The sequence below is a fragment of the Cnuibacter sp. UC19_7 genome, assembly GCF_042699995.1.
Classification (GTDB): Bacteria; Actinomycetota; Actinomycetes; order Actinomycetales; family Microbacteriaceae; genus Cnuibacter.
In genome coordinates this window covers 1,732,169-1,756,052 of the sequence record NZ_CP170560.1, presented here as the reverse complement: position 1 = coordinate 1,756,052, position 23,884 = coordinate 1,732,169, and the positions used below count along the sequence as shown (strand labels likewise).

The window sequence follows — 23,884 nt, the reverse complement described above, 5'->3', positions numbered from 1 at the left end:
GGAGGCTGAGCGACGGAGTCTGAGCAGCGGAGCCTGAGCGACGGACTCTGAGCAACGACTGCTCATACCGCTCACGGGCGATCCTTCGATACCCTCGGCGGCACGCTCGGTGGTCTGGGGACTGATGATCGGATCCCTGTGCTGCTCCATCCACGAAGAAGTCGCTCGATCACGAGCACGATCTCTGTTCTCATCGCCGCCACCGCTCTCGTGGCTCTCCCGGCACTGCCCGCCTCCGCCGCGCCCACGCCAGCGACGCAGCAGGACTTCCTCCCCGCGGGCCACTCGCCCTGGTGGAACGATGCGCTCGTCGATGCCGCAGGCAACCTCGTGACCTACAGCACGGTCTCCGCCGGACCGGGATCGACGAACTTGACGCTCGCGCTCACCTCACCCGCGGGAGTGAAGATCAGGCAGACGCCTCTCGCGTTCGATCCGTGGAGCATCGTTCCCGCACCCGGTGACGGGGTTCTCCTTCTCGACGCCAAGAAGATCGACGGGGTATGGGCCTCTGAGGTGTACCTGCTCGACACGTCCGGCTCAGGAGCATCGACGATTCCCGTCCCGGCCGATACCGTCCGCATCGCCACCGATTCCACGGGCTCGATCGCGGCGGTGGGAGCAGACGGGTCGGTTCGAGTCGGAACCGTCGGCGACGGCACGTTCCGCGCGATCGGCACGGTGACGGGCGACGTCACCGATGTCGTCCTGCGAGACGACGGCACCGTGTACACCTGCGGCACCTACGTTCACCGCGTGGCCGGTGGCACCGCGACGGCGCTCCCGGGAGAAGGCGGCTACTGCAGAGGAATCGCCGATGACGACGCTCACAACGGTGCCGTGGTCCTCTGGACCAGTGGACGCTACGTCTCCTACCGTGGCGACGGCAGCTCGGTCCGCTACGGCGTCCACCTCGACGACTGGTGGAGCACGAGCACCCGGTTCGACGTGCTCTCCGACGGTGACCTGGTCCTGGCTCCGAACTTCGGGAAGGTCCTCTACCGGTTCGACCTCTCGACGGGACGGACATACGGTGTCGGTGCCGCGTCACGGAACGTGCCCGTGATCTGGACCTCGAGGGAGATCAGCGGCTATCGCCCGGTGTTCGCCGTCGGAGGCGACGACTCCGTCTACGTGTCCGAGGAGACGAACGACGGCCTGGCCGGCGTCGTCGACCGGTTGAACATGGACGACACCCTGAAGTCCACCTTGGGCGGCTACCCGACGATCGTCGGCGCGACCATCTGGAACTCCGTCGGGCCGGTCTATCCCGAGTGGACCGGCGAGGTGATGGATGGCCAGTTCAGCGTGGTGTCGGGCAGCCTGCCGCCCTCCATGACCGTCGACCCGGACACCGGGCGGATCGAGGGTGCGCCGCACGCGCGTGGAATGTTCACCGCGGTCATCGCGATGACGAATCCCGACGGCCCCCCGGTCACCACGACCGTCACCATCGATGTGGAGTCGCGCAAGTCGCGGTACTGAACCTGAGCAGCTCCTGAGAGGGCAGGTCGCGTGTGAACGTCACGCGTCCTGCCCTCGTTGGTCGTGGGTGAGGGCAGAGGCCACCTGGCGGCGACCTCGATACGCACGTGAGGCGCATAGAGAACGCAGAGAACCGCCACCGGAACCTGCCAGACGCCCTCGGTACGGTCGAATAGTTGTTGAAGCAACCAAACGAGGCAGGAGCCGAGATGAAGACTCTGACCAAGAAGCTGACCCTTGCGACCGTGGCAGGGGTGTCTGTCTCCGTGGCGCTCGCGGGCTGCTCCACCGGCACGCAGTCGGCGGCGGATGCGGGCCAGACCACGAACGACACTCCCGCGACGAGCAGCGCCCCCGCCACCTCGGACGGCAGCACAGGCAGCGCCGACGGCAGCAGCGCATCCGGTGGCACCTACACCGACGGCACCTACGAGGCGAAGGGCAACTACCAGTCGCCCAACGGCACCGAGGAGGTCGACGTCTCCGTCACCCTCCAGGGCGACGTGATCACCGCGGTCACCGTCACGCCGGAGGCCACCAACCCCAACTCGGTGAGCTACCAGACGAAGTTCGCCGACGGCATCGCCGCGGAGGTCGTGGGCAAGAAGATCGACGAGATCAACGTCTCCCGTGTGGCCGGGTCGAGTCTCACCAGCGGCGGTTTCAACGAGGCCATCGAGACCATCAAGAGCGATGCCGCCGGCTGACCTCGCGGTCGGCGCGCGGCATACGCTCGACTTCGACGCGATCGGCACGCGCTGGCAGATCGAGATCGACTCCCCGCTCGACGAGACCACCCGGGCGGCCGTCGCCGAGCGGATCGAGCGGTTCGACCGCACCTACTCGCGGTTCCGGCCCGACTCGCTCGTGTCGCGGCTGGCGCGCGAGGGTGGTCGGGTCGAGTTCCCGGCGGATGCGGTGCCGCTGTTCGACGTGTACGACCGACTGTCGGCGCTCACCGAGGGTGCCGTCGATCCGCTCGTCGGACGCGAGCTCGAGCGGCTCGGGTACGACGCGGACTACTCGTTCGCACCGCACCCTGAGCGCCCGGCCGAGTCGCGGCGATGGACGGATGTGCCCCGCGAGGGCGCGGTGGTCGACCTGCCGGCGCCGGCGCTCCTCGACGTGGGCGCGGCGGGCAAGGGGCACCTCGTCGACATCGTGTCCGACCTGCTCGCCGAGCACGGGTACGAGCACTCGCTCGTCGACGCGAGCGGCGACATGCGGCACCGGTTGGGTGCCGCTGCGAGCAGCTCTTCACCGGATGGATCGGGCGGGTCGGGCGCACCGATCCGCGTGGGCCTCGAGCATCCGCTCGACGCCGCGCAGGCGATCGGCGTCGCCGAGCTCGGCGAGGGCGCCCTGTGCGCCTCGGCGGGCAACCGCCGGGCCTGGGGCGACGGGGTGCACCACATCCTCGACGCCCGCACCGCGCGGCCCGCCCGCGAGGTGATCGCCACCTGGGTGATCGCCTCGACCGCACTCCAGGCCGACGCGCTCGCGACGGCCCTCTTCTTCACCGGCGCGCACACGCTCGCGACCGGGTTCTACTTCTCCTCCGTGCGGATGTTCGCCGACGGCCGCGCGGAGATCTCACGCGACTTCCCCGGAGAGCTGTTCACATGAGAGACCTCAAGGCCCGCCTCGACAGGATCGTCGGCAGGGTGACGATGTACCGCCAGATGACGATCGTCCTGGCGGCCCTCGTCGTGGTGGCGTTCGTCGCGTCGGCGGTCGGGCAGCTGTTCTACACGCCGCTCGAGCTGGCGCTCAGCCTCGTGGCGCTGCTCGTCTCCACGGTCGTCACGGGCTGGATCATCGCCCGCATCGTCCGCACGAAGGCGCACGTGGAGTCGAGCGTCATCACGGCGCTCATCGCGTTCTTCGTCTTCATCCCGGTCGGCGACGTCAGCGGTCTGCTCGTGCTCGTCCTCGCGGGCACGATCGCCTCGGCGAGCAAGTACGTGGTCGCCTGGCGCGAGCGTCACATCCTGAACCCGGTCGCCGTGGCCGCCATCGTGATCGCGGCGACGGCGCTCGGCGTGGCGGGATGGTGGATCGCGAACCCGGTCATGCTGCCGTTCGTCGCGATCGGCGCGTTCCTCATCCTCTGGCGCAACCGCCGCCTCAGCGTCGGGCTCACGTTCCTCGTGCTCGCCACGGTGATCCTCACCGTGCGGTTCGTCACGGTCGGGATGGGTGCAGGCGAGGCCGTCGCCCTCGCCTATACCTCGTTCCCCATGGTGTTCCTCGCGGGCTTCATGCTCAGCGAGCCCCTCACCCTCCCGCCGCGGCGCTGGCAGCAACTCCTCGTGGCCGCGATCGTGGCGGTGCTGTTCTCGGTGCCGTACCAGCTCGGTCCGGTCTTCTCCTCGCCCGAGATCGCGCTCGCGGTGGGCAACGTGGTCGCGTTCGCGTTCGGTCAGCGCGGGGCGCTGCGGCTGGCGCTCGTCGGATCACGGCAGCTCACCCCTACCTCGACGGAGTACACGTTCGAGGCGCGCCGGCCCGTGCGCTTCCGCGCCGGCCAGTACCTCGAGCTCGCCCTTCCGCACCGCGGGGTCGACTCCCGGGGCTCGCGTCGCGCGTTCAGCCTCACGTCGTCGCCGTCCGATCCGCGGCGCGTCTCCATCGGCGTCCGCCACACCGGCGGGGGCGTTCGCTCGTCGTCGTACAAGTCGGCGCTGGCGTCGGTCTCTCCCGGTTCGAAGCTGCGGGCGACCTGGGTGGGCGGCGACTTCGTGCTGCCGTCGGATGCGTCGACGCCGGTCGTGCTCGTCGCCGGCGGCATCGGGATCACCCCGTTCATCAGCCAGCTCGCCGACCGCTCGGCGGGCGGATCCGCGCCCTCGGACATGGTGCTCGTCTACGCTGCGTCGAGCGCCGAGGAGCTGGCGTACGCCGACGAGCTCGTCGCCGCGGGCATCCGCGTGCTGGTGACCGGGCCTGCATCCGCGGACGGGCTGCCCCCGACGTGGGAGCACCTCGGCGCGGGCCGCGTCTCGTCGGAGCGCCTCGCCGCCGCGATCCCCGACCTCGCCTCACGCCACGGGTACGTGTCGGGCTCGCCCGGGTTCGTCGACCACGTGACGGGCGAGCTCCGCCGCGCCGGCGCGCGCCGCATCCGCACGGACGCGTTCGCGGGCTACTGAGCCCGCGCGCGGATGCGGTGCGGGGGTTCGGTGCCCCCGCGATTGAGCAGAAACTACTCCTCACGCCCGATGCCCTCTCGCTCCTACGGTCGACGGAAGAGCGAGAGGACACAGAGATGCGGAAGACGTCGACGACAGCTGTACTGGCCGCCTTCCTGGCTGTCGCGTTCACCGCCCTCGCCGGGGGTGCGGCCCACGCCGACCCGACTCCCGACTACGTGTCGGCGGGCACTCTCGCACATCCACTGCAGTCCGGTCAGGGTCGCTCCGTGGTCGACTCCGCAGGCCGCCTCGTCATCGCCGATCCGGTCGACGACACTCTTCTCCGAGTCGGATCGGGCGGTTCGGTGGAGGCTCCCATCCCGCTCCCGCTGCGGCCCGAGCATCTGATCGCCGGGCCCGCGGGATCCGTCCTCGCCTGGACCATGGGCGGCGATCTCGCCCGAGTCGACACATCCGGAGCCGTCTCCGTGGTCGACCTGCCTGATTTCGCGAGGTGGGTGGCGGTCGCGCCGACCGGCGACCTCCAGGTCACCGACGACGTCGGCGGGATCTGGGTGCAGCAGCCCGACGGCTCGTTCCTGCTGCAGGCCTCCCTGCCCGACCTGGGTGCGGGATCGCTGAGCTACATCACGCCCGCCTTCGACGACTACGTCTGTCAGTCCTCGCTCTACGAGCTGACGATCCGCGGCATCGTCAGGGTCGACGGCGGCCGGTCTCTCTGCCAGGGGATGACCCACGCGCCCAACGGTGATCTCGTGGTCGCCTGGAGCAACGGCGAGTTCGTGCAGTACGACCGCGCGGGCGCGGCGACCGTGATCGCCCGTGCGGCCGGTGACCGCCCCGTGAGCTGGGACTTCCACGTGCTCGCCAGCGGCGACATCGTGTATCGCGACGCGCAGCAGAGCTTCTACCGGATCGCCGCCGACGGCGCCGTCTACGAGGCCCGCCGGGGCGGGTGGAGGACCTCGGCGTCCGTCGGCAGCGCCGAGCTCGACTCCAACTCGATCGCGGTGAGCGACGACGGCGTGCTCTACTCGATCAACCGGCGCGGCGGGGTCGACCGCTACGCGCTCGCCGACCTCGAGAGGGCCGTCTTCGACGGCTACAGTCCTGCCCCGACCGTCCGGGCGCGCTCTGCCGCCCTCACGCTCTACCCGACGTGGAGCGGGCCCGCGTCCGCGCGCTTCACGGTGGTCTCGGGTTCGATCCCCGCGGGCATGACCCTCGATCCCGTCCACGGCGACGTCACCGGCACCCCGACGGTGGCAGGCACGACCACGGCCACCATCCGCCTCGACCCGGGCACGGGCGCACCCGCGATCGACCGCACCCTCACCATCACAGTGGGCAGGACGGCCACCTACTGAGTCACAGGGGGAGTGAGCACTCGAGGCGGCGAGGCGTCAGCTCAGCGGGGCGGGGTTCAGCGGATGGAGGCGTACGCGTCGAGGGCGGCGCGGCGCGACTCCGCGAGGTCGACGAGCGGAGCCGGGTACGCGTCGGTGCCGCGCTCGGGTACCCAGCGGCCGACGTACTCGCCGTGCGGGTCGAACTTCGTGGCTTGCAGCTCCGGATTGAAGACGCGGAAGTAGGGGGCCGCGTCGGGCCCGGATCCGGCCACCCACTGCCAGTTGAGGGCGTTGCTGGCGGGGTCGGCGTCGACGAGGGTGTCCCAGAACCACTCCTCGCCCGTCTTCCAGTGGATGCGGAGGTTCTTGACGAGGAACGATCCGGTCACGAGGCGCACCCGGTTGTGCATGTAGCCGGTGGTCCAGAGTTCGCGCATGCCCGCATCCACGAGAGGGATGCCGGTGCGGCCCGTGCGCCAGGCTCGCAGAGGGGCGTCGTCGGCGGGCTGCCACGGGAAGCGGTCGAACTCGGTGCGGAGGTTCTCGGTGGTGATCTGCGGGTAGTGGAAGAGCAGGTGGTACCCGAACTCGCGCCAGATGATCTGCCGCAGGTACGACGTGGCTCCCTCAGCCTCGGAGCGGTGGCCCGACCGCCGCTGCGACACCGCGCGCCACACCTCGAACGGGCTGACCTCGCCGAAGCGGAGGTGGGGGGAGAGGTGCGACGTCGAGTCCTCGGCGGGGAGGTCGTGCTCGTCGGCGTAGTCGCCCGCACCACCCGACTCGAGCCACTCGGAGAGGGTGGCCCGCGCCGACTCCTCGCCCGGTGTCCACCGCTCGCGGAGGCCGCCGGCCCAGTCGGGATGCGTCGGCAGCAGCCGCCAGCTCGACAGCTCGTCGGACGGGATGCGCCGATGATGGAGCCCGTCGTGCGGCGCGGGCAGCGGCAACCTCGGCGCCTGCTGCGCGAGACAGGCGCGGTAGAACGGGGTGAACACGCGGTAGGGCGTGCCCTGGCCGGTGAGCACCGCCCACGGTTCGTGCAGCAGCGTGCCCTGGAAGCTCGTGACCTCGAGGCCACGCTCGCGGAGTGATGCCTTGAGCGCCGCATCCACGTCGCGCTCGGGTTCGCCGTAGCGGCGGTTCCAGAAGACGGCGGACGCTGCGGTCTCGTCGACGGTCTCGTCGACCACCGCCTGCGCCGGCCCGCGCCGCAGGGTGAGCGACAGGCCGACCTCGCCGAGCGAGTCGGCGAGCGCCTCGAGGCTGTGGTGCAGCCACCAGCGCGAGGCGCCGCCGAGGGGGCGGATGCGCGGCGACTCCTCGTCGAGGATGTAGAGGCACACGATCGGCCCACCGCGCTCGACCGCCTCGTGCAGAGCGGGGTTGTCGTGCACCCGGAGATCGTCTCGGAACCAGACGATGCTCGTGGGGTCGCTCACCTCTCCGACGCTACGCCCGTGCGGAGCTTGTCGCACAGACGAGCCAGCTCGCGCTGCTCGTCTGCATCGAGGTGGGTCATGTGCTGCGAGATCGAGCGCGCGTGCAGCACCGCGGCCTCGCGGTACATGCGTGCGCCCTCGTCGGTGAGCTGCACCAGGGTGCCGCGACCGTCGCTGGGGTCGTCGCTCTTCGCGAGGAAGCCACGGACGACGAGACGGTCGACGAGCCTGGAGATGCTGGGCTGCGTGAGCAGCACCTTCTCGCCGAGGTCGCGGATGCGCAGCCGCCGCTCGGGCTGGATGAAGAGGTTGAAGAGCACGTCGTACTCGTTGAGCGAGACGATGCCGGTCGGGAACTCCGACGCGAGCTGCCGCATCACCGTGACCTGTGCCCGGAAGAGCGACTCCCAGGCGGAGACCGGTGAGATCTGGTCGGCCATGAGCACCTCCCTGCTGCCGAGTCGGTCCATTCTGCCATGGGCTCGGTGCAGGTCATGACCATCGCTCAGCTCCTGTGGAAAACTCCGCACAGGGCCCGGGTTGTGCGGGAGCTAAGGGCTCGACGGCGGGGCTCAGGCGCTGACGTCAGCGATGAGGCCGTCGAAACGGAGGCGCGCCTCGACGCTGGTCATCCGCCCCGAGTCGACGGCGGCGACGATGCGGGCGAACTCGAGCTTCAGCTGCGCCCGCTCCGGGGTGACCCGGTGACGGCGCGGATCGAGGAGCATCGCGGCGTCGATGCGCGCCTCGAGCGCCTCCTTGCTCCAGTTCGTCTCACTCACGCTCGGAGCGTAGGCCGCCCCGGTGAACGCGGGGTGAAGCTGTGGGCCGCGGAGCATCGAGTGCCCAGAAAGGGCGCGAAGGTGCGCGGGATGGCGCCAGACCTGAGCACTCGATGCTCCGGGTGCGGCGCGCACGCGCGGGAGCGAGCGCGGGCACGCACCCCTCGGGCGCGGGTCAGGAGTGGGCGCGGCGGGCCGACCAGGCGGAGGCGACCATCTCGCGGAGGGTGTGGCGCATCCGCCAGTCGAGGTCGCGGGCGGCGAGCTCGCCCGACGCGACGATGCGCGCGGGGTCACCCGGCCGACGGGGGCCGATCTCGGGTGAGAACGCGATCCCGGTGACCTCGGCGACCGCATCCATGATCTGCCGCACCGACACGCCGTCGCCCGAGCCCAGGTTGTACGCGGGCAGCAGCGACGAACCGGCGGCCAGCGCGCGCGCCGCCGCCACGTGCGCGAGCGCGAGGTCGGCGACGTGGATGTAGTCGCGTACGCAGGTGCCGTCGGGAGTGTCGTAGTCCTGGCCGTTGATGCGGGGCGCGCGTCCGTCGAGGAGGGCGTCGAAGATGAGGGGGAAGAGGTTGTGCGGGCTGGTGTCGTAGAGGTCGGGGCGACCGGATCCGACGACGTTGAAGTAGCGGAGCGACGTGTGGGCGAGGCCGGTGGCGACGCCCTGGTCGCGCAGAAGCCACTCGCCGATGAGCTTCGACTCGCCGTACGGCGACTGCGGCGACTTCGGGGTGTCCTCGGTGACGAGGTCGGTGTCGGGTGTGCCGTAGACGGCGGCGCTCGACGAGAACACGATCCGCGAGACGCCGACCTCCTCCATCGCGCCCAGCAGCACCGCCGTACCGGTGACGTTCTGCTCGTACGTGTGCAGAGGTCGTTGCACCGAGACCCCGGCGTACTTGTAGCCCGCGACGTGGATCACGCCCGCCACCTCATGCGAACGCAGCACCTCGGCGACGAGGGCGCGGTCGAGGATGCTGCCCTCGACGAACGGCACGTCCGCAGGCACGAAGCCGCGGTGGCCCGACGAGAGGTCGTCGATCACCACCGGCGCGAGCCCCGCATCCTGCAGGGCGACGACGACGTGCGAGCCGATGTAGCCCGCGCCGCCCGTGACCAGCCAGCTCATCGTGATCCCCCGTCTGCCACGGCCCCGGCACCCGCCGACGGCACGACCTCGAAGATACCGGGCTCGCGATACCCGGCGGCGTCGAACGCCGCTCGCACCGCGTCGCCGACCGCCGCGGCGGAGGTGCGCGGCACCAGCGCGATCGCCGATCCGCCGAAGCCGCCCCCCGTCATCCGCGCCCCGACGGCTCCCGCCGACCGCGCGGTCTCCACCGCGAGGTCGAGCTCGGGCACCGAGATCTCGAAGTCGTCGCGCATGGAGGCGTGGGAGGCGTCGAGCAGGTCGCCGACGGAGGCGGCACCCGACTCGGCGAGGCGCCGCACGAGGGCGAGCACGCGCTCGTCCTCCGTGACGATGTGCCGCACGCGGCGGAACGTCTCGTCGTCGAGGAGGCGCTCCGCGCGCGGGAGGTCGTCGGATGCGAGGTCACGCAGCTTCGTCACACCCATCACGGCCGCTCCGCGCTCGCAGGCCGCCCGCCGGTCGGCGTATCCGCCCGTCGCGTGCGCATGCGAGACACGAGTGTCGATGACGACGATCACGAGGTCCTCGTCGCCGAGGCCGAGCGGGACGACGGTCGCGTCGAGCGAGCGGCAGTCGAGCAGCACGGCCGAGTCGGCGCGACCGAGGAGCGACGCGGACTGGTCCATGATGCCGGTGGGGGCTCCGACGGCCTCGTTCTCGGCGAGCTGCCCGATCCGGGCCAGGCTCGAGCGGTCGAGGCGGAGGTCCCACAGCGAGTCGATGGCGACGGCGGTGGCGCATTCGATCGCCGCCGACGACGACAGTCCCGCGCCGACGGGCACGTCGGACGCGAAGTACAGGTCGAGCCCCGTCACCGCCTCGAGGTCGACACCCGCTCGGCCGGCCGCCCAGATCACGCCGAGCGGATACGCGGACCAGCCTTCCACCGCATCCGCCGTGAGGTCGTCGAGGGAGACCTCGACGGTCTCGTCGGAGATCGCGCTCGCCACACGGAGCACACGGTCGTCACGTTGTCGCACGGCGAGCACCGTGTGCCGGTCGATGGCGAACGGGAGCACGAACCCGTCGTTGTAGTCGGTGTGCTCGCCGATCAGGTTCACACGCCCGGGGGCCGCCCACAGCGACGTGGGGGAGGCGGCGAAGCGCCCCTCGAAGCCGCGCGAAGCGTCAGCGACGAGCTGGGGGCTCGGGGCGGGATGTGTCGCCGCGCGGGCCGCGGTCGGGGTCGCGCTCGCCGCGTGTGCTGCGGTCGTGGGCTCGTCGTCGGTGCTCATTCGTCGTCGTCCATCTCGTCGAGGGCGGTGCGCAGCATCCGCGCCGTGGTCTCGGGCGGCACATCGCCGATGAAGGCGCCCATCGCCGACTCGGATCCCGCCAGGAACTTCATCTTGTCGGCCGCCCGTCGCGGAGAGGTGATCTGCAGCATGAGGCGGATGTCGTCGCGGTGCGCAGCCACCGGAGCCTGATGCCACGCGGCGATGTACGGCGTGGGGGTGTCGTACACGCGGTCGAGTGCGCGTAGCACCCGGCGGTACAGGCGGGCGATCTCGTCGCGCTCCTGGGGGGTGGTCGCCGCGAGGTCGGGCACCTGCCGGTGGGGGAGGAGGTGGATCTCGATCGGCCACCGCGCGGCGAACGGCACGTAGACGCTCACGTGCTCACCGTGCACGAGCATCCGGTCGGAGGCCTGCTCGAAGGCGAGCACGTCGTCGAAGAGCGTCGGCCCGTAGCGGTCGATCGAGCGGATGAGCGCCGCCGTCTTCGGGGTGACGTACGGGTACGCGTAGATCTGGCCGTGCGGATGGTGCAGGGTCACCCCGATCGCCTCACCGCGGTTCTCGAACGGGAACACCTGCTGCACACCCGGCAGCGCGGAGAGCGCGGCCGTGCGGTCAGCCCACGCCTCCACCACGGTGCGGGCGCGGCTGGGGGAGAGCGTCGCGAACGAGCCGTCGGTCTCGGGGCTGAAGCAGACCACCTCGCAGCGACCGACGGAGGTCTTCGTGCGGCCGAGGCCGATGTCTGCGAGGGACGCGAGCTCGCGCTCGCGGCCGGGGTCGTTCGCCTCGGCCAGGTCCGGTCCGAACGACGGCGACTTGTTCTCGAACACGGCGACGTCGTACCGGCTCGGCACTTCCGTGAGGTTCCCCGGCGTGCTCGGCGCGAGCGGATCGAGGTGCGCGGGTGGCAGCATCACGCGGTTCTGGCGCGCCGCCGCGATCGACACCCACTCGCCGGTCAGCGGATCCTGCCGCATCTCGGCCACGGGCGGTCGCGGCGCGGGGTCGCGCTGGTCGGGTGCGCGCTCGGGGTCGAGGGTGGTGTCGGCGTCGTCGAAGTAGATCAGCTCGCGCCCGTCGGAGAGACGCGTCGCCCGCTTCGTGATGCCCCCGGTGAGTAGGTCTGCGGTCACACCATGATTACGTCACTTTCGGATGCGCAAGTCAAGTCGCGCATCCGCTTTCTGTTTCGTAAGATCGGTGGTGTGGTCGAGTCGTCTCAGGAGGGATCAGCGTCGCTGCGTCGCGCCGAGATGCTCGCGCTGGTCGCGGAGACCGGGTTCGCCCGGGTGGCGGACCTGAGCCGCGCACTCGGGGTCTCCGAGGTGACGGTGCGCACCGACCTCGGCGCGCTCGAGGCCGAGGGAGCGCTCGAACGCGTGCACGGTGGGGCAGTGCTGCGCGGCGGGCCGCGTCGGCTCGAGCGGTCGTTCGAGACCGCGCAGGACACCTCGTCCGACGAGAAGCGACGCATCGGCGTCGCCGCGGCCTCCCTCGTGCGGAGCGGGATGAGCGTGCTGCTCGACGTCGGCACCACGACCGCCGCCGTCGCCGACGCGCTGCTCGAGCGGGACGACCTCGACGACGTCGTCGTCATCACCAACGGGCTGTCGATCGCCCTCGCGCTCGAACGCGCCATCCCGCGGTTCACGGTCGTGGTGACGGGCGGGACGCTGCGCCCGCTGCAGCACTCGCTCGTCGCACCGTACGCGTCGGCGGTGCTGGGGCGCATCCGTGCCGACCTCGCCGTCATCGGATGCACGGGGGTGGAAGCGGCGGCGGGCGTCACGAACGTGAACCTCCCGGAGGCGGAGCTCAAGCGGGCGATGCTGGAGTCGGCCGGGTCCGCGGTCGTGGTCGCCGACTCGACGAAGCTCGGGCGCGCCCACGTGGGCGTGGTCGGGCGGCTCGACGAGTTCGAGCGCGTGATCACGGGGGCGGAGGCTCCGCCCGGTGCGCTCGCCGCGCTCCGCGCCGCCGGCGCCGTGCTGCTGGAGGCGTAGCCCGCCCCAGGGGGCGGGCGGCGCGGCGGGCGGGGCCCGGCGCGGATCCGGGGGCTAACTCCGGAGATTCGGCCCTCTTTGAGCCGACTCCGGAGATCCGCGGGCGTGTCGCGCCGGAATTCCGGAGTTGGCACGCTCGGGCGGGCGCGGCGCGGGCTCGGCTCAGGGGGAGAGGGCGGCGCGGAGGTCGGCGAACGCCTCGCGGAGGAGGGGGGTGAGGCGCTCGTCATCGCCCTCGGCCCAGCGGGTGAAGGCGACGCGCAGGGCCACCATCCCGGCCTCGGCCGCCATCTGCGCGGCCATCGCCGGCACACCGCGATCGCGGAGGGCGCCCGCCATCGCGGTGGCGAACGCGGTCAGCTTCATCAGCTCGCGTTCGGCGAGCGGCGGGTTCGCGGCGAGGACCCGCTGGCGCTTGCGCGCGAACTCCCCGCGCTTCTCGAAGAAGCGCTCCGCCGCGGCCTCGAGCGCGAACTGGATGGCCTCGAGCGGCGACGCGTCCACCGGCGCCGCGGCGGTCTCCTCGATGAGGAGCTCGACGAGCCCGCTCGAGCTGTCGAACAGCACCTCGCGCTTGTCGGCGAAGTGCCGGAAGAACGTGCGCTCGGTCACACCGGCGCGGGCGGCGATCTCGGCGACGGTGGTCTGCTCGTACCCGCGCTCGACGTAGAGATCGAGCGCGGCCACGGTGAGGCGGCCGGGCGCGTTCGGCTCCCAACGTCCCATGCCCCGATCCTACGTCGTTCCGATCAGTGATGACAGACGCTGACAACAGGTGTACGGTGCTGATGTCAGACACTGACATGAATGGAGTCATCATGAAGATCTTCGTCACCGGCGCATCCGGATTCATCGGGTCGGCCGTCACCACCGAACTGCTCTCGCACGGCCACGAGGTCGTCGGGTTGGCGCGCTCCGAGGAGTCGGCCGACGCCATCCGGGCCCTGGGTGCTTCGGCCCTCCGCGGTTCGCTCGAGGAGCCCGAGACGTTCGCGGCCAGCGCGTCCGACGCCGACGGCGTGGCCCACATGGCCTTCCGCCACGTCTTCACCGAGTTCCCGAAGAACGTCGCCCTCGATCGCGCCGTGCTCGAGGCCATGGCGGCCGTGCTCGAGGGGACGGGCAAGCCGCTGTCGATCGCCGGAGGCACCGCCGGGGTCGCGCCCGGCCGACTGGCGCTCGAGACCGACGATCCGGATCCGGCCGCCTCCGCCGCGAACGGCGACCGCGCCGCGAACGGGCGGTACGTGCTCGGGCTCGCCGACCGCGGAGTGCGCAGCTCCGTCGTCCGCTTCTCGCCCACCGTGCACGACGAGATCAAGCGCGGCTTCGTGGGGGAGTACGTCGACGTCGCGCGGCGAACCGGCGTGGCGGGCTACGTCGGCGACGGCGCGAACCGCTGGTCGGCGGTCCACGTGTCGGATGCGGCGCGCCTCGTGCGCCTCGCCCTCGAGTCGGCGGGGCCCGGGTCGGCGCTCCATGGCGTGGGCGAGGAGGCGGTGGTGATCCGCGACATCGCCGAGCTCGTCGGACGGCGGCTGGGTGTGCCCACCGCGTCGATCGACCCTGCGGATGCGGGGGCCCACTTCGGCTGGCTCGGCGCCTTCATCGGCAGTGACCTCCCGGCGAGCAACACCCTCACCCGCGAGTGGCTCCACTGGACCCCCACGGGCCCCACCCTCGCCGAGGACCTCACGGACGGCCACTGGTTCGACGCGTAGCGCGCGCCGAGCGTGCCCGCCGGGGCCGGTGGGGGCCGAATGCCCCCAAGGACACGCGGGTGGCTGCGCGCGGCAGCCGTGTTCTCTGGGTGTGTTCGCGCGGGCGGCCGGGCCGGAGGGCCGGGCGGAGCGCGGAGGGCGGTGTCGGAGGGTGGGCCTAGCGTCGGGCGCAGGATGGACGACAGCAGGGCACGCCGCGGGTTCGCGGTCATCGACTTCGAGACGACGGGGCTGTCGCCCGCGCGGGGGTCGCGGGCGATCGAGATCGGGGTCGTGCTGAGCGACCGCGACGGGGCGGTCACCGAGGAGCACGACACGCTCATCCATGCGGGGCCGGTCGTGGGGCCCACGCGCATCCATCGCATCTCGTCGCGCGAGGTCGCGCACGCGCCGACGTTCCGGCAGATCGCGCCCCGGCTCGTCGAGCTGCTGGCCGGGCGCGTGATCGTGGCGCACAACGCGGGGTTCGACCTCGGGTTCCTCCGCACCGAGCTCCTCGCCGCGGGGTACACGCCAGGCCCGGTCGTGTCGCTCTGCACGATGCAGCTCGCGCGGCACTTCCTGCCCGACTCCCGCCGCTCGCTGCGGGCGTGCTGCGAGGTGTTCGGGATCGACCTCCGCGATGCCCACCGCGCCTCGGCCGACGCCCGGGCCACGGCGACCCTCCTCGAGTGCTACATCGCCAGCTCGGGCGACCGCGCCTGGTGGGATGCGCGCCTCGACCGCGCCGCCGCGTCGCCCTGGCCGCCGTTCCCGGCCGAGCAGGTGCGGGATGCGCGGAGCGCCGTTCCCTCGTCGGTGTCCGTTTCCGACGGCCGGGCTCCCTGGATGCCGCGGGAGATCGCCCGAGCCGCGGCGGGCCTTCCCGCCGTCGAAGTCGGCCCGCGCGTCCCCACGTTCGTCTAGCGCCCTGCTGCGCCGCCGCCGCCGCTTACACGCTCCCGGCGGGGAGCGGATCTGCCACTCGTGGCGACGTTCCGCGCCCCGAAGCCGCCAGGGCCGTCACATCCACTCCGGGGGGCCGTGCGGTGGGCCAGCCGCCCTGCGGGGTGGAGCGCCCGCGCCCGCGCGGGGCGCAGGCCTCAGCGCCGGTAGCGCGCGAGCACCTCGTCGAGCGAGCCGCCCGGCTCCTCGGCGCCGAGCGCTCGCTCCTCGACCGCCTCGATGTGCCCGTCCACGATCGCGGCGGCGCGTTCCGCGTCGCCCGCGGCCATCGCCTCCACGAGCTCCTCGTGCTCGAGCAACCCCTCCGTCTGCGGGTGCGAGTGCCCGAACACCGCGAGGATGAGCGTGCACCGCGACACCACCTCTGAGAGGTAGCGCAGCAGCAGCGCGTTGTCGGTGAGCTGCGCGAGCAGCAGATGGAACTCGGCGCCGAGCCGCACGGACCGCCGGTGGTCTCCCGCCGCGGACGCCTCGCGCTCCGCCTCGATGTGCTCACGGAGGGGCGCCTCGAACTCCGTCCGCCAGTCGTGGGCGAGGGTGGCGACGGTGGCGCGCTCGAGCGCGCGGCGCACCGCGAACGCCTCGTGGGCCTCTTCGCGACTCGGCTCGGCGACGCGCGCCGACTTGGTGCGGCCCACCTCGACGAGCCCCTCCGAGGCGAGGCGCTGCAGCGCCGACCTGATGAGGGTCCGGCTCACGCCGAAGCTCCTGCCCAGCGCATCCTCGGGCAGCTTCGTTCCCGGCTTGAGCGCGTTCTCCATGATCGCGTCGCGCAGGGCGGTGTACGCCGTGCCGCTCTTCGAGGCGGTCGGATCGAGCGCGTCGGTCATGCGAGCAGGATACAGCACGCAGGAATTAACGTACTCGAAACACAAGAGAACAGTATACCGAAACATCCATGACGGCATACTGTTCCGACACCACGAGGAACGGATCGATGAACACGACCGCCAGCAGCACCGCGACCACGACCGGCAGCAGCACCGCGACCACGACCGCGGTCGACAACGCCCCGAGCCGGACCATCGAGCTCGCCCTCACCGCCCAGCAGCAGGAGACCGTCGCCCGCTCGACGATCGCAGGCGAGGCATCCGACCTCGCCGAGCTGGCCGCGCGAGCGATCCGCGAGACCACGACGGGCGAGTTCTCCCGCCTCCCGATGCCCGCCACCACCCGGCGCAAGAGCGCCTGGCGCGACGACCTCACGACCTCACCGGGCATCGAGCGGGAGCTCCTCGAGGAGTTCGTGCTCGAGCCGAGCACGGGCCGGGCGATCGAGATGGCCGCCGGAGAGGTGCTCCGCCTCGAGCAGATCGAGGGTTCGCAGTGCCTCGACTTCAACTGCTTCAGCCTGGCCGACTACCGCGAGGCCTTCCACACGGGCCGCACCCGCACGCTGCACGGCATCAACCCCACGACGGGCGACTTCCTCTGGTCGGCGCCGCCGCGCGAGCGGGCGATGATGTTCATCCTCGCCGACAGCGTGGGCTGCAACGATGTGCTCTTCCCGCGCTGCAGCGCGAACATGTACGAGTCGGTGTATGGGTTCACGCGGCACACGAACTGCGCCGACATCCAGGCCGAGGCGCAGCGCGAGTACGGCCTCACGCCCGACGACGTGCACGACTCCTTCAACCTCTTCATGTCGACGGAGGTGGTCGACGGCATGCCGCGCATCCGCCGACAGGACACCGCCCCCGGCGACCACGTCGAGCTGCTCGCGGTGATGGACGTGCTCGCCGTGCCGAACATCTGCGGATCGGACGTGCAGCCCACCAGCAACTACTCCCTCAAGCCCGTGCTGGTGCAGCGCTTCCGTGCCTCCGAAGCGGATCTCGCGGCGGTGCCCGACCTCTGGGAGTACGACTCGCAGCGCGCGCCTGCCGACTTCACGCAGCCGCGCATCCGCACCGAGCGGGCGCTGCACCGCGACCCCTCCTACGTGCCCGCGTTCCTCACCGACGCGGTCGTGACCAGCGTCGAGACCGTCGAGCTCGACCCCGAGACGGCGGCCCTGTTTGAACGGATGTGGGACGACGGCCTCTCCGCCCGCTACGGCGCACGTGGGGCGGGGCTGCGCGACGTGCTGTTCTCGTGGTGGGCCGCGACCCATGGACATTGACTTCACCGAGCTCGGCGAGTACGAGCGCTACAAGCTGATGGCGAGCCTCATCGTGCCGCGTCCGATCGCGCTCGTCACCACCCTCGACGAGGGTGGCGTCGTCAACGCGGCCCCGTTCAGCATGTTCTGCATGGTGGGCGAGGAGCCGCCGCTCGTGATGATCAGCCTGAACCGGCTGGCCGGCGGCGCTCAAAAGGACACCGCCCGCAACATCGACCGCGACCGCGAGTTCGTCGTGCACATGGTCGACGAGCCGCTCGTCGAGGCCGCCGACGGATGCGGTGAGCGGCTCCCGGCCGGATCGAGCGAGCTCGACGCGGTGGGGCTCGGCACGATCGCCTCGACGGTCGTCGGTCCGCCGACGATCCCGGATGCGCCGGTCGCGTTCGAGTGCGTGCTGCACGAGAAGCTCAAGACCGAGAGTCGAGAGGTCTTCTTCGGGCGCATCCTGTCGCTCCACACCCGCCTCGACCTCATCGACACCGACGCCTGGCGGGTGCGGCTCGGCGACTACCACCCCGTGGCCCGCTTCGGCGCGAGCTTCTACACCACCACCCGCGACCGCTTCGCGGTCGGCGCCCTGTCCACCCCGATCGACTCGCTCACCTGAACACGCCGCGTCCCGCACCACGCCAGCACGTCCCCACCACCCATCCCGCACCACCGTCCGCACCGGAGGCCCCCATGCCCACGCTCTCCCGCCCATCCGCCCGCCGCGTCACCCGCCTCGCCGCAGGCACCGCGCTGCTCGGCCTCGCCGCCGCCCTCACCGCCTGCTCGGGCGGAGCCGGCTCGACCGGCGCCACCGCGGCATCCGACCTCGCGATCGGCTCCGTCGACCTGTCGGGCGTGTGTCCGGCGACGGTGGTGATCCAGACCGACTGGAACCCGGAGGCGGAGCAGGGCAACCTCTACCAGCTCATCGGCCCCGACCCGGTGATCGACGCCGACAAGAAGGCGGTGTCCGGGCCCCTCATGGCCGGCGGCGAGTATACCGGCGTGAACGTGGAGGTGCGCTCCGGCGGCCCCGCGATCGGCTTCCAGACGGTGACGAGCCAGCAGTACACCGACCCGTCGATCACGCTCGGCTACGCCAACACCGACGAGGCCGTGCAGCTCTCGGCCGACATGCCGACCACCGCCGTCTTCGCGCCGTTCGAGGTGGGCCCGCAGATCATCATGTGGGATCCGACGACCTACCCCGACGTGAAGACCATCGCCGACCTGGGGAAGACCGACGCCGTCGTGCGCTACTTCGGCGGCTCGGCGTACATGGAGTACCTGATGGGCTCCGGCATCCTGCCCGCGTCGCATGTCGACGGAAGCTACGACGGAACGCCGGCGAACTTCATCGCGGCCGGAGGCAAGGACGCGCAGCAGGGTTTCGCGACCGTGGAGCCCTACGTGTACGAGAACGAGCTGTCGGCATGGGACAAGCCCGTCGCGTTCCAGCTCATCCACGACGCCGGCTACCCCATCTACGCCTCCGCCCTCTCGGTGCGGACCGGCGACCTCGAGACGCTGAGCCCTTGCCTGCAGAAGCTCGTGCCGATCGTCCAGCAGGCCACGGTCGACTACTACGCCGACCCCAGCGCGACGAACGACCTCATCGTGGATGCGGTCGACCAGTTCGACAACGGCTGGGTCTACACGCCCGGTGTCGCCGCGTACTCGGCGAAGACCCAGGTCGACCTGGGCCTGGTCGGCAACGGATCGAACAGCACCGTCGGCGACTTTGACATGGACCGCATCCAGAAGATCATCGACATCACCACCCCGCTGTTCGAGGAGCAGGGCACCGCGCCCGCCGCCGGGCTCACCCCCGACTCGATCGCCACCAACGAGTTCATCGACACCTCGATCGGGTTCTGATCCTCCGCTCGTGGGCCCGGCCGCGCTAGGGTCGGGCCCACGAGGAGGTGGGGCGGATGTGCCGATGGGTCGCCTACGCGGGCGAGGCGCTGCATCCGTCGACGCTCATCCTCGACACCCCGCACTCGCTCGTCGCCCAGTCGCTGAACTCGCCGCTCGGCAAGGAGACGGTGAACGGCGACGGGTTCGGGATCGGGTGGTATCCGGCGGGTGGGGTGCCGGGTGGGGCACCGGCGCTCTTCCGCAGCGTCGAGCCCGCGTGGTTCGACGAGAACCTGCGCGAGGTCGCGAGGGCGATCGAGACGCCACTGTTCTTCGCTCACGTGCGCGCGGCGAGCGGCCCGCCCATCCAGCGCACGAACTGCCACCCGTTCCGGCACGAGAACTGGCTGTTCATGCACAACGGGGCGCTGCAGGGCTTCACGCGGATGCGCCGGGAGCTGCTCCTCCTCCTCGATCCCGCGCTGTTCCCCGAGGTGCGGGGGACCACCGACTCGGAGGTCCTCTTCTACCTCGCCCTCACGCACGGGCTCCGGGAGGACCCCCTCGCGGCGATGAGCCGCACGCTCCGCGAGGTGGAGCGGATCGGCGACGAGCTGAGCATCCCGCATCCGGTGCAGGGGACCTTCGCGGTGTCGGACGGGACGACCATCTGGGCGTTCCGCTACTCGTCGATCCACGACTCGCGCACGCTCTTCTACTCGGAGGACGTGAGCACCCTGCAGCAGACCTATCCCGACCTCGACCGCCTCAAGGTGTTCACGAAGGGCGCGCGGGTGGTGGTGTCGGAGCCGCTCAGCGATCTGCCCGGCGCGTTCATCGAGGTGCCCGAGTCGACGGTCGTCGTGGTCGACCGGACGGGCTGCCGCCTGGAGCCCTTCCTGCGCTGAGCGAGGAGGGCACCGCGCTCCGCGGTGCCGCTCCGCGCCGCTCCGCGCCGAGGTCTCAGAGCATCGCGGTGAGCACCCCGCCGTCGGCCCGGAGGGCGGCGCCGTTCGTGGCCGAGGCGAGCGGGCTGGCGAGGTAGACGGCGAGGTGCGCGATCTCGTCGGGCTCGAGGAAGCGGCCCAGCAGCGACGTCGTGTTGCCCGCCGCGATCGCCGCCTTCACCGTCTCGGTGTCCAACCCCTGCAGGGAGGCGACGTGCTCGACGGCGCCGGCGACGCCCTCCGAGTACGTCGGACCGCCGAGGATGGTGTTGACCGTCACGTCCGTGCCGCGGGTGAGCTTCGCGAGCCCGTTGGCGAGGGCGATCATGCCCGCCTTGCTCACGCCGTAGTGGATCATGTCGGCCGGGACGTTCACGCCCGACTCGCTGCTGATGAAGAGGATGCGCCCGGTCCCGCGGTCGAGCATCACCGGGAGCACGGCTCGCGACAGGCGCACCCCGCTCATGAGATTGACGTCGAGGTACGTCGCCCACTCCTCATCCGAGACGTCGAGGAAGCCGGCCACTCCGAAGAGGCCGACGTTGTTGACGAGGATGTCGACGTCGCGGATCCGTTCGCCGATCCGAGCCGTCTCGTCGGCGTCGGCGAGATCCGCGGCGAGGCCCGTGACCACCGAACCGGGGTGCTCGGCACGGAGCGCGCTCACCGCCCCCGCCACCCGTGCCTCGCTGCGGCCGTTGACGATCACCTCGGCTCCCTCCCGCAGCAGTCCCCGGGCGATGGCGTTGCCGATGCCCTGGGTCGATCCGCTGACGAACGCGCGCTGTCCGGCGAGGCCTGTATCCATGGTGCGAAGCTCCTTCAATTGTTTGCTCGGTCAAGCATTCTAGATCCATGGATGCTTGACTGAGCAAATGAATCCAGCGCCCGGCGCTATCCTGAGGGGATGCAGACGCCGCCGACCCCTCGCGCGCTGGAGGGCGACGACCTCGAGACCTGGGCCTCGCTCGCGACCGTCCTGGAGTGGCTCCCGCCGGCGCTCGACGAGCCGCTCGAGAAGGCGTTCGAGCTCACGCACTTCGAGTACGGCATCCTCTACGCCCTGGCGGGCGCCGAGGGCCAGAGCCTCCGGATCGGCGTGCTGGCGGGCTATGCGCGCAGTTCGATCTCGCGTCTCTCGCGCGCGGTGACCCGGCTCGAGTCGCGCGGGTGGGCGACGCGGTCGCGCGATCCTCTCGACGGGCGCTCGATCGTCGTCACGCTCACCGCGGAAGGGCGCGACGTGTTCGCGCGGGCCACGCCGACGCACGAGGAGAACGTGCACCGTCTCGTGCTCGACGCGCTCACCGCCGCGCAGAAGCGCCAGCTGCGCGAGATCACGCGCCGCATCCAGCGGTCTCTCCGCGACGAGAGCGCGTGGAGGCCGCCCGCCCCCTCCGCGTAGCAGACGGAGTGCGGCTCAGCGCGCGAGCGGGATGAGGGACTGGCCCGTGGCGGCCATCACAATGACGAGCACGAGGGTGAGCGCCGCGGCGAGCACGCAGAACAGGGTCATCGCGGCGATGAGCCGCCCGCCGGCGAGCGTGGTGCGTTCGCCCTCCTCGACCAGCATCCGATGGTGCGTGCGGTAGCGGCGGTGCACGGCCCAGAGCAGTCCCCCCGCCGCGATCACCCCGGCGAGACCGAGCACCACCGCCCACGCGCCGAGCACCTCGGGCAGGATGCGCATGGCGACCATCGAGCCCACGAGCAAGGCCAGTGCAGTGCGTCGCCAGGCGAGCGCGGTGCGCTCGGGCTGGAGTCCGGGGTCGAAGATGGTCACACGAGCACTCCGACGAGGACGAGCACCCCGACCACGACGACGACGACCGCGAGCGGCAGTGCGAGGGGAGCGCTGGGCAGCGGGGCGCCGAGGCGGAGAGCACGCTCGGTGCGTGCCCAGCCGAACCAGCCCTGCAGCGGGGTGAGCAGCCCGGCGACGATGAGCATGAGCGAGGCGGCGAGCCGGAACCCGGGGTGGATGCCGAGTCCGAGGGCCTCGAGCGCGACGCCGCCTGCCAGGAGTGCCAGGCCGGTGCGGATCCAGGCCAGGAAGGTGCGCTCGTTGGCGAGGCTGAAGCGCGCATCCGGCTCGCTGCCGCGGCCGAACACCGAGGCGGGGAAGCGGCGCGGCCGGCCTGCGTGGTCGTCACTCATCGTCGGCTCCTTCCGCCGCCTCCAGTATCCCGCCCGATGGGCGCCCAGGGCTCCGCGCTGGGCCGAGTGCACCCGGAAAGCGCGGCTCGCGCGCCCGTGCAACCGCTCTTTCCGGGTGTGCTCGAGCCTTCGCGCCGCGAGGCGCGAGGCTACAGCGACGGGCGGAACTCGATCCTGACGTCGTCGCCCTCGGGGTGCACCCAGGCGTAGAGGAAGAAGATCGCGTCGTCGCGGCGGCCGTCGTCCGACGTGAAGTCGACGCGGCCCGTCGTGAAGGTCGCGCGGAGGGCGGGCGCCGTGGCGACGCCGTCGACGTGCTCTGTCTGGTAGCTCGTGATGTCGTCGAGCACGGGGGCGTCGTCGAGCACCACGTCGGTGGCGGAGCCGGCGCGCGCCCGCAGCTCGTCGGGGCAGGCGGCGGGCGGGCTGGGCATCGCTGCGAGGCAGGAGGCGACGAATGCGGTCGCCTCGTCGGAGATCCGGTCGCTGAGCGCCGGGGTGGGCGCGAACCACAGGCTGGTCGAGACCACGTCGCCGAACACCTCGGAGGCGGTCGACGTGGCAGCTGCGCCGGCCAGCACGACCGACTTCGCCGGGGCGGTGAGGTACGTCGAGGTGGTGCCGCCGATCCGGTAGACCCCCGGGTAGAGCAGGGTCGCGCGCTGGGAGGCTCCCTCGGCATCGGGTCCGCTGAGGTCGATCTCGGCGGGCACCTCGACGGCCGAATGCGCGGGCTCGGGCTCGCTCGCGGTGCGGGGGCGCTCCTCCTGATCCTCGTCGGCGCGCACCACGGCCGGCCCGAGCTCGGGCGCGTTCGACTGCACCACGAGCGGCACCAGCAGCGGGTCGACGACCCGCCACCGCGTGAACCCGAACCAGGTGTCGTCGAGGCGCTCCGCCCGCAGCAGCGCGGTGCTCGAGACCCCGCGCAGGCTGTAGTCGACCTCGACGTCGACCGTCTCCCCGACGGGGATGTCGGCGCTGTCGCCGTAGTCGAGCGCGACGTCGCTCACCTCGATCCGCTGCGACGCCTGGCCTGCGACCACCGCCATCATGTCGGGGTCGAGCACGAGGGCGTCGGATGCGGTGACCTCGGCGCCCGCCGACACGAAAGCGGAGGAGTCGAGGGCCGAGTCGGGGCCCGACCCGCCGTCGTAGCCGGTGTACTGCGCGGGGTCGACGAGCTGCGAGGCCCCGACCGCGTCGCCGGCGGCGATGAGGTCGACGTACTCGCGCACCACCTCGACGGGTCCGCCGCGCGTGCGGAGCGCCGCCCACACGACCACGGCGGCGGCGACGAGCGCGACGACCACGGCCAGCGCGATCCACATCACCACGCGCCCGCGCGTGCGCTGTCCTCCGCCGGGTACGCTCTCGCTGCTCATGCTCGCAGTGTGGCCCGGGCACGCGGGGAGCGCGATGGGGAGAGGTCACCATCGGGTCACGGATGGGGGCGGGCTTGCATCTCCCGCGCCGACCGCTATGATCAGTGTAAACGTTTCCGTAAACGTTTACAGAC

The 23,884-nt window shown here is 71.4% G+C and carries 25 protein-coding genes; 13 read left to right on the top strand and 12 right to left on the bottom strand.

The features are described from left to right. Positions 1-138: 138 nt before the first annotated feature. From ACFJGV_RS08210 to ACFJGV_RS08190, 5 genes are all read left to right on the top strand, one after another. The gene (locus tag ACFJGV_RS08210) at positions 139-1,485 is read left to right on the top strand and encodes a hypothetical protein (protein ID WP_378148220.1); all 1,347 of its coding nucleotides are present in this window, start codon (positions 139-141) and stop codon (positions 1,483-1,485) included. A 209-nt stretch (positions 1,486-1,694) separates the two neighbouring features. Next, positions 1,695-2,192 (top strand): hypothetical protein, encoded by a 498-nt coding sequence (locus ACFJGV_RS08205; RefSeq protein ID WP_378148219.1) that lies wholly within the window; start codon positions 1,695-1,697, stop codon positions 2,190-2,192. Beyond that, positions 2,179-3,111: an FAD:protein FMN transferase gene (locus ACFJGV_RS08200; RefSeq protein WP_378148217.1), complete on the top strand. Its 933-nt coding sequence runs from the start codon at positions 2,179-2,181 to the stop codon at positions 3,109-3,111. Before ACFJGV_RS08205 ends, ACFJGV_RS08200 begins: the two co-directional genes overlap by 14 nt. Further along, positions 3,108-4,637 (top strand): FAD-dependent oxidoreductase, encoded by a 1,530-nt coding sequence (locus ACFJGV_RS08195; RefSeq protein ID WP_378148216.1) that lies wholly within the window; start codon positions 3,108-3,110, stop codon positions 4,635-4,637. The genes ACFJGV_RS08200 and ACFJGV_RS08195 overlap by 4 nt, the downstream gene beginning before the upstream one ends. 116 nt (positions 4,638-4,753) lie before the next feature. After that, positions 4,754-6,007, top strand: coding sequence for a putative Ig domain-containing protein (locus ACFJGV_RS08190; RefSeq protein ID WP_378148214.1), 1,254 nt, complete (start codon positions 4,754-4,756; stop codon positions 6,005-6,007). A gap of 56 nt (positions 6,008-6,063) precedes the next feature. On the opposite strand, the gene ACFJGV_RS08185 is transcribed toward ACFJGV_RS08190, so the two are convergent. The 6 genes from ACFJGV_RS08185 to galT form a co-directional block, all read right to left on the bottom strand. Continuing rightward, entirely contained in the window at positions 6,064-7,431 is a 1,368-nt protein-coding gene (locus tag ACFJGV_RS08185; RefSeq protein WP_378148212.1) for a cryptochrome/photolyase family protein, read from the bottom strand. Beyond that, positions 7,428-7,871 carry a MarR family winged helix-turn-helix transcriptional regulator gene (locus ACFJGV_RS08180; protein ID WP_378148210.1) on the bottom strand — a complete coding sequence of 148 codons (444 nt, stop codon included), beginning with the start codon at positions 7,869-7,871 and terminating at the stop codon, positions 7,428-7,430. The genes ACFJGV_RS08185 and ACFJGV_RS08180 overlap by 4 nt, the downstream gene beginning before the upstream one ends. A gap of 132 nt (positions 7,872-8,003) precedes the next feature. Next, a complete protein-coding gene (locus ACFJGV_RS08175; protein ID WP_378148208.1) occupies positions 8,004-8,213 on the bottom strand; it encodes a hypothetical protein in 210 nt (69 codons plus the stop codon). A 175-nt stretch (positions 8,214-8,388) separates the two neighbouring features. Beyond that, positions 8,389-9,351 (bottom strand): UDP-glucose 4-epimerase GalE, encoded by a 963-nt coding sequence (galE, locus tag ACFJGV_RS08170; protein WP_378148206.1) that lies wholly within the window; start codon positions 9,349-9,351, stop codon positions 8,389-8,391. Continuing rightward, a complete protein-coding gene (galK, locus tag ACFJGV_RS08165; RefSeq protein ID WP_378148204.1) occupies positions 9,348-10,610 on the bottom strand; it encodes a galactokinase in 1,263 nt (420 codons plus the stop codon). The genes galE and galK overlap by 4 nt, the downstream gene beginning before the upstream one ends. Beyond that, on the bottom strand, positions 10,607-11,749 hold the full coding sequence (gene galT / locus ACFJGV_RS08160; RefSeq protein ID WP_378148202.1) for a galactose-1-phosphate uridylyltransferase: 1,143 nt from the start codon (positions 11,747-11,749) through the stop codon (positions 10,607-10,609). The genes galK and galT overlap by 4 nt, the downstream gene beginning before the upstream one ends. Before the next feature lie 72 nt (positions 11,750-11,821). On the opposite strand from galT, the gene ACFJGV_RS08155 reads away from it, so the two are divergent. Beyond that, a complete protein-coding gene (locus tag ACFJGV_RS08155; protein ID WP_378148201.1) occupies positions 11,822-12,619 on the top strand; it encodes a DeoR/GlpR family DNA-binding transcription regulator in 798 nt (265 codons plus the stop codon). Between the two features lie 162 nt (positions 12,620-12,781). Here ACFJGV_RS08155 and ACFJGV_RS08150 read toward each other — a convergent pair whose 3' ends face one another. Continuing rightward, positions 12,782-13,345 (bottom strand): TetR/AcrR family transcriptional regulator, encoded by a 564-nt coding sequence (locus ACFJGV_RS08150; protein ID WP_378148200.1) that lies wholly within the window; start codon positions 13,343-13,345, stop codon positions 12,782-12,784. A 92-nt stretch (positions 13,346-13,437) separates the two neighbouring features. Here ACFJGV_RS08150 and ACFJGV_RS08145 point away from each other — a divergent pair, with 92 nt between their 5' ends. Both ACFJGV_RS08145 and ACFJGV_RS08140 read left to right on the top strand, forming a co-directional pair. Further along, positions 13,438-14,340, top strand: a complete 903-nt coding sequence (locus ACFJGV_RS08145) for an SDR family oxidoreductase (protein WP_378148199.1) — start codon at positions 13,438-13,440, stop codon at positions 14,338-14,340. A gap of 174 nt (positions 14,341-14,514) precedes the next feature. Then, on the top strand, positions 14,515-15,246 hold the full coding sequence (locus tag ACFJGV_RS08140; RefSeq protein ID WP_378148198.1) for a PolC-type DNA polymerase III: 732 nt from the start codon (positions 14,515-14,517) through the stop codon (positions 15,244-15,246). Positions 15,247-15,422: 176 nt separating this feature from the next. Here the strand turns inward: ACFJGV_RS08140 and ACFJGV_RS08135 are convergent, their stop codons facing one another. Then, complete coding sequence (locus tag ACFJGV_RS08135; protein WP_378148196.1) at positions 15,423-16,115, bottom strand: GntR family transcriptional regulator; 693 nt, start codon at positions 16,113-16,115, stop codon at positions 15,423-15,425. A 107-nt stretch (positions 16,116-16,222) separates the two neighbouring features. On the opposite strand from ACFJGV_RS08135, the gene ACFJGV_RS08130 reads away from it, so the two are divergent. The 4 genes from ACFJGV_RS08130 (at position 16,223) to ACFJGV_RS08115 (ending at position 20,169) form a co-directional block, all read left to right on the top strand. Then, entirely contained in the window at positions 16,223-17,407 is a 1,185-nt protein-coding gene (locus tag ACFJGV_RS08130; RefSeq protein ID WP_378148194.1) for a DUF1989 domain-containing protein, read from the top strand. Continuing rightward, positions 17,397-18,017, top strand: a complete 621-nt coding sequence (locus ACFJGV_RS08125; protein ID WP_378148193.1) for a flavin reductase family protein — start codon at positions 17,397-17,399, stop codon at positions 18,015-18,017. Before ACFJGV_RS08130 ends, ACFJGV_RS08125 begins: the two co-directional genes overlap by 11 nt. A gap of 74 nt (positions 18,018-18,091) precedes the next feature. Beyond that, complete coding sequence (locus ACFJGV_RS08120; protein WP_378148191.1) at positions 18,092-19,279, top strand: ABC transporter substrate-binding protein; 1,188 nt, start codon at positions 18,092-18,094, stop codon at positions 19,277-19,279. A 56-nt stretch (positions 19,280-19,335) separates the two neighbouring features. After that, on the top strand, positions 19,336-20,169 hold the full coding sequence (locus ACFJGV_RS08115) for a class II glutamine amidotransferase (RefSeq protein WP_378148189.1): 834 nt from the start codon (positions 19,336-19,338) through the stop codon (positions 20,167-20,169). Between the two features lie 55 nt (positions 20,170-20,224). On the opposite strand, the gene ACFJGV_RS08110 is transcribed toward ACFJGV_RS08115, so the two are convergent. After that, the gene (locus ACFJGV_RS08110; protein WP_378148187.1) at positions 20,225-21,016 is read right to left on the bottom strand and encodes an SDR family NAD(P)-dependent oxidoreductase; all 792 of its coding nucleotides are present in this window, start codon (positions 21,014-21,016) and stop codon (positions 20,225-20,227) included. A 99-nt stretch (positions 21,017-21,115) separates the two neighbouring features. Here ACFJGV_RS08110 and ACFJGV_RS08105 point away from each other — a divergent pair, with 99 nt between their 5' ends. Beyond that, on the top strand, positions 21,116-21,613 hold the full coding sequence (locus tag ACFJGV_RS08105) for a MarR family winged helix-turn-helix transcriptional regulator (RefSeq protein ID WP_378148186.1): 498 nt from the start codon (positions 21,116-21,118) through the stop codon (positions 21,611-21,613). A 15-nt stretch (positions 21,614-21,628) separates the two neighbouring features. Here the strand turns inward: ACFJGV_RS08105 and ACFJGV_RS08100 are convergent, their stop codons facing one another. From ACFJGV_RS08100 to ACFJGV_RS08090, 3 genes are all read right to left on the bottom strand, one after another. After that, on the bottom strand, positions 21,629-21,991 hold the full coding sequence (locus ACFJGV_RS08100; RefSeq protein ID WP_378148184.1) for a DUF202 domain-containing protein: 363 nt from the start codon (positions 21,989-21,991) through the stop codon (positions 21,629-21,631). Beyond that, entirely contained in the window at positions 21,988-22,365 is a 378-nt protein-coding gene (locus ACFJGV_RS08095) for a YidH family protein (protein WP_378148182.1), read from the bottom strand. Before ACFJGV_RS08095 ends, ACFJGV_RS08100 begins: the two co-directional genes overlap by 4 nt. A 149-nt stretch (positions 22,366-22,514) precedes the next feature. Then, on the bottom strand, positions 22,515-23,750 hold the full coding sequence (locus ACFJGV_RS08090) for a hypothetical protein (protein WP_378148181.1): 1,236 nt from the start codon (positions 23,748-23,750) through the stop codon (positions 22,515-22,517). Positions 23,751-23,884: the final 134 nt, after the last annotated feature.

What these genes read in the sequence shown, in the direction of transcription:
- ACFJGV_RS08150 (WP_378148200.1), bottom strand. Translation starts at nt 13,345, where the DNA reads ATGGGACGTTGGGAGCCGAACGCGCCCGGCCGCCTCACCGTGGCCGCG.
- ACFJGV_RS08125 (WP_378148193.1), top strand. Translation starts at nt 17,397, where the DNA reads ATGGACATTGACTTCACCGAGCTCGGCGAGTACGAGCGCTACAAGCTG.
- ACFJGV_RS08105 (WP_378148186.1), top strand. Translation starts at nt 21,116, where the DNA reads ATGCAGACGCCGCCGACCCCTCGCGCGCTGGAGGGCGACGACCTCGAG.
- ACFJGV_RS08205 (WP_378148219.1), top strand. Translation starts at nt 1,695, where the DNA reads ATGAAGACTCTGACCAAGAAGCTGACCCTTGCGACCGTGGCAGGGGTG.
- ACFJGV_RS08120 (WP_378148191.1), top strand. Translation starts at nt 18,092, where the DNA reads ATGCCCACGCTCTCCCGCCCATCCGCCCGCCGCGTCACCCGCCTCGCC.
- ACFJGV_RS08135 (WP_378148196.1), bottom strand. Translation starts at nt 16,115, where the DNA reads ATGACCGACGCGCTCGATCCGACCGCCTCGAAGAGCGGCACGGCGTAC.
- ACFJGV_RS08200 (WP_378148217.1), top strand. Translation starts at nt 2,179, where the DNA reads ATGCCGCCGGCTGACCTCGCGGTCGGCGCGCGGCATACGCTCGACTTC.
- ACFJGV_RS08140 (WP_378148198.1), top strand. Translation starts at nt 14,515, where the DNA reads ATGGACGACAGCAGGGCACGCCGCGGGTTCGCGGTCATCGACTTCGAG.
- ACFJGV_RS08195 (WP_378148216.1), top strand. Translation starts at nt 3,108, where the DNA reads ATGAGAGACCTCAAGGCCCGCCTCGACAGGATCGTCGGCAGGGTGACG.
- ACFJGV_RS08145 (WP_378148199.1), top strand. Translation starts at nt 13,438, where the DNA reads ATGAAGATCTTCGTCACCGGCGCATCCGGATTCATCGGGTCGGCCGTC.
- ACFJGV_RS08095 (WP_378148182.1), bottom strand. Translation starts at nt 22,365, where the DNA reads ATGAGTGACGACCACGCAGGCCGGCCGCGCCGCTTCCCCGCCTCGGTG.
- ACFJGV_RS08090 (WP_378148181.1), bottom strand. Translation starts at nt 23,750, where the DNA reads ATGAGCAGCGAGAGCGTACCCGGCGGAGGACAGCGCACGCGCGGGCGC.
- ACFJGV_RS08190 (WP_378148214.1), top strand. Translation starts at nt 4,754, where the DNA reads ATGCGGAAGACGTCGACGACAGCTGTACTGGCCGCCTTCCTGGCTGTC.
- galK (WP_378148204.1), bottom strand. Translation starts at nt 10,610, where the DNA reads ATGAGCACCGACGACGAGCCCACGACCGCAGCACACGCGGCGAGCGCG.
- ACFJGV_RS08110 (WP_378148187.1), bottom strand. Translation starts at nt 21,016, where the DNA reads ATGGATACAGGCCTCGCCGGACAGCGCGCGTTCGTCAGCGGATCGACC.
- galE (WP_378148206.1), bottom strand. Translation starts at nt 9,351, where the DNA reads ATGAGCTGGCTGGTCACGGGCGGCGCGGGCTACATCGGCTCGCACGTC.
- ACFJGV_RS08130 (WP_378148194.1), top strand. Translation starts at nt 16,223, where the DNA reads ATGAACACGACCGCCAGCAGCACCGCGACCACGACCGGCAGCAGCACC.
- ACFJGV_RS08180 (WP_378148210.1), bottom strand. Translation starts at nt 7,871, where the DNA reads ATGGCCGACCAGATCTCACCGGTCTCCGCCTGGGAGTCGCTCTTCCGG.
- ACFJGV_RS08115 (WP_378148189.1), top strand. Translation starts at nt 19,336, where the DNA reads ATGTGCCGATGGGTCGCCTACGCGGGCGAGGCGCTGCATCCGTCGACG.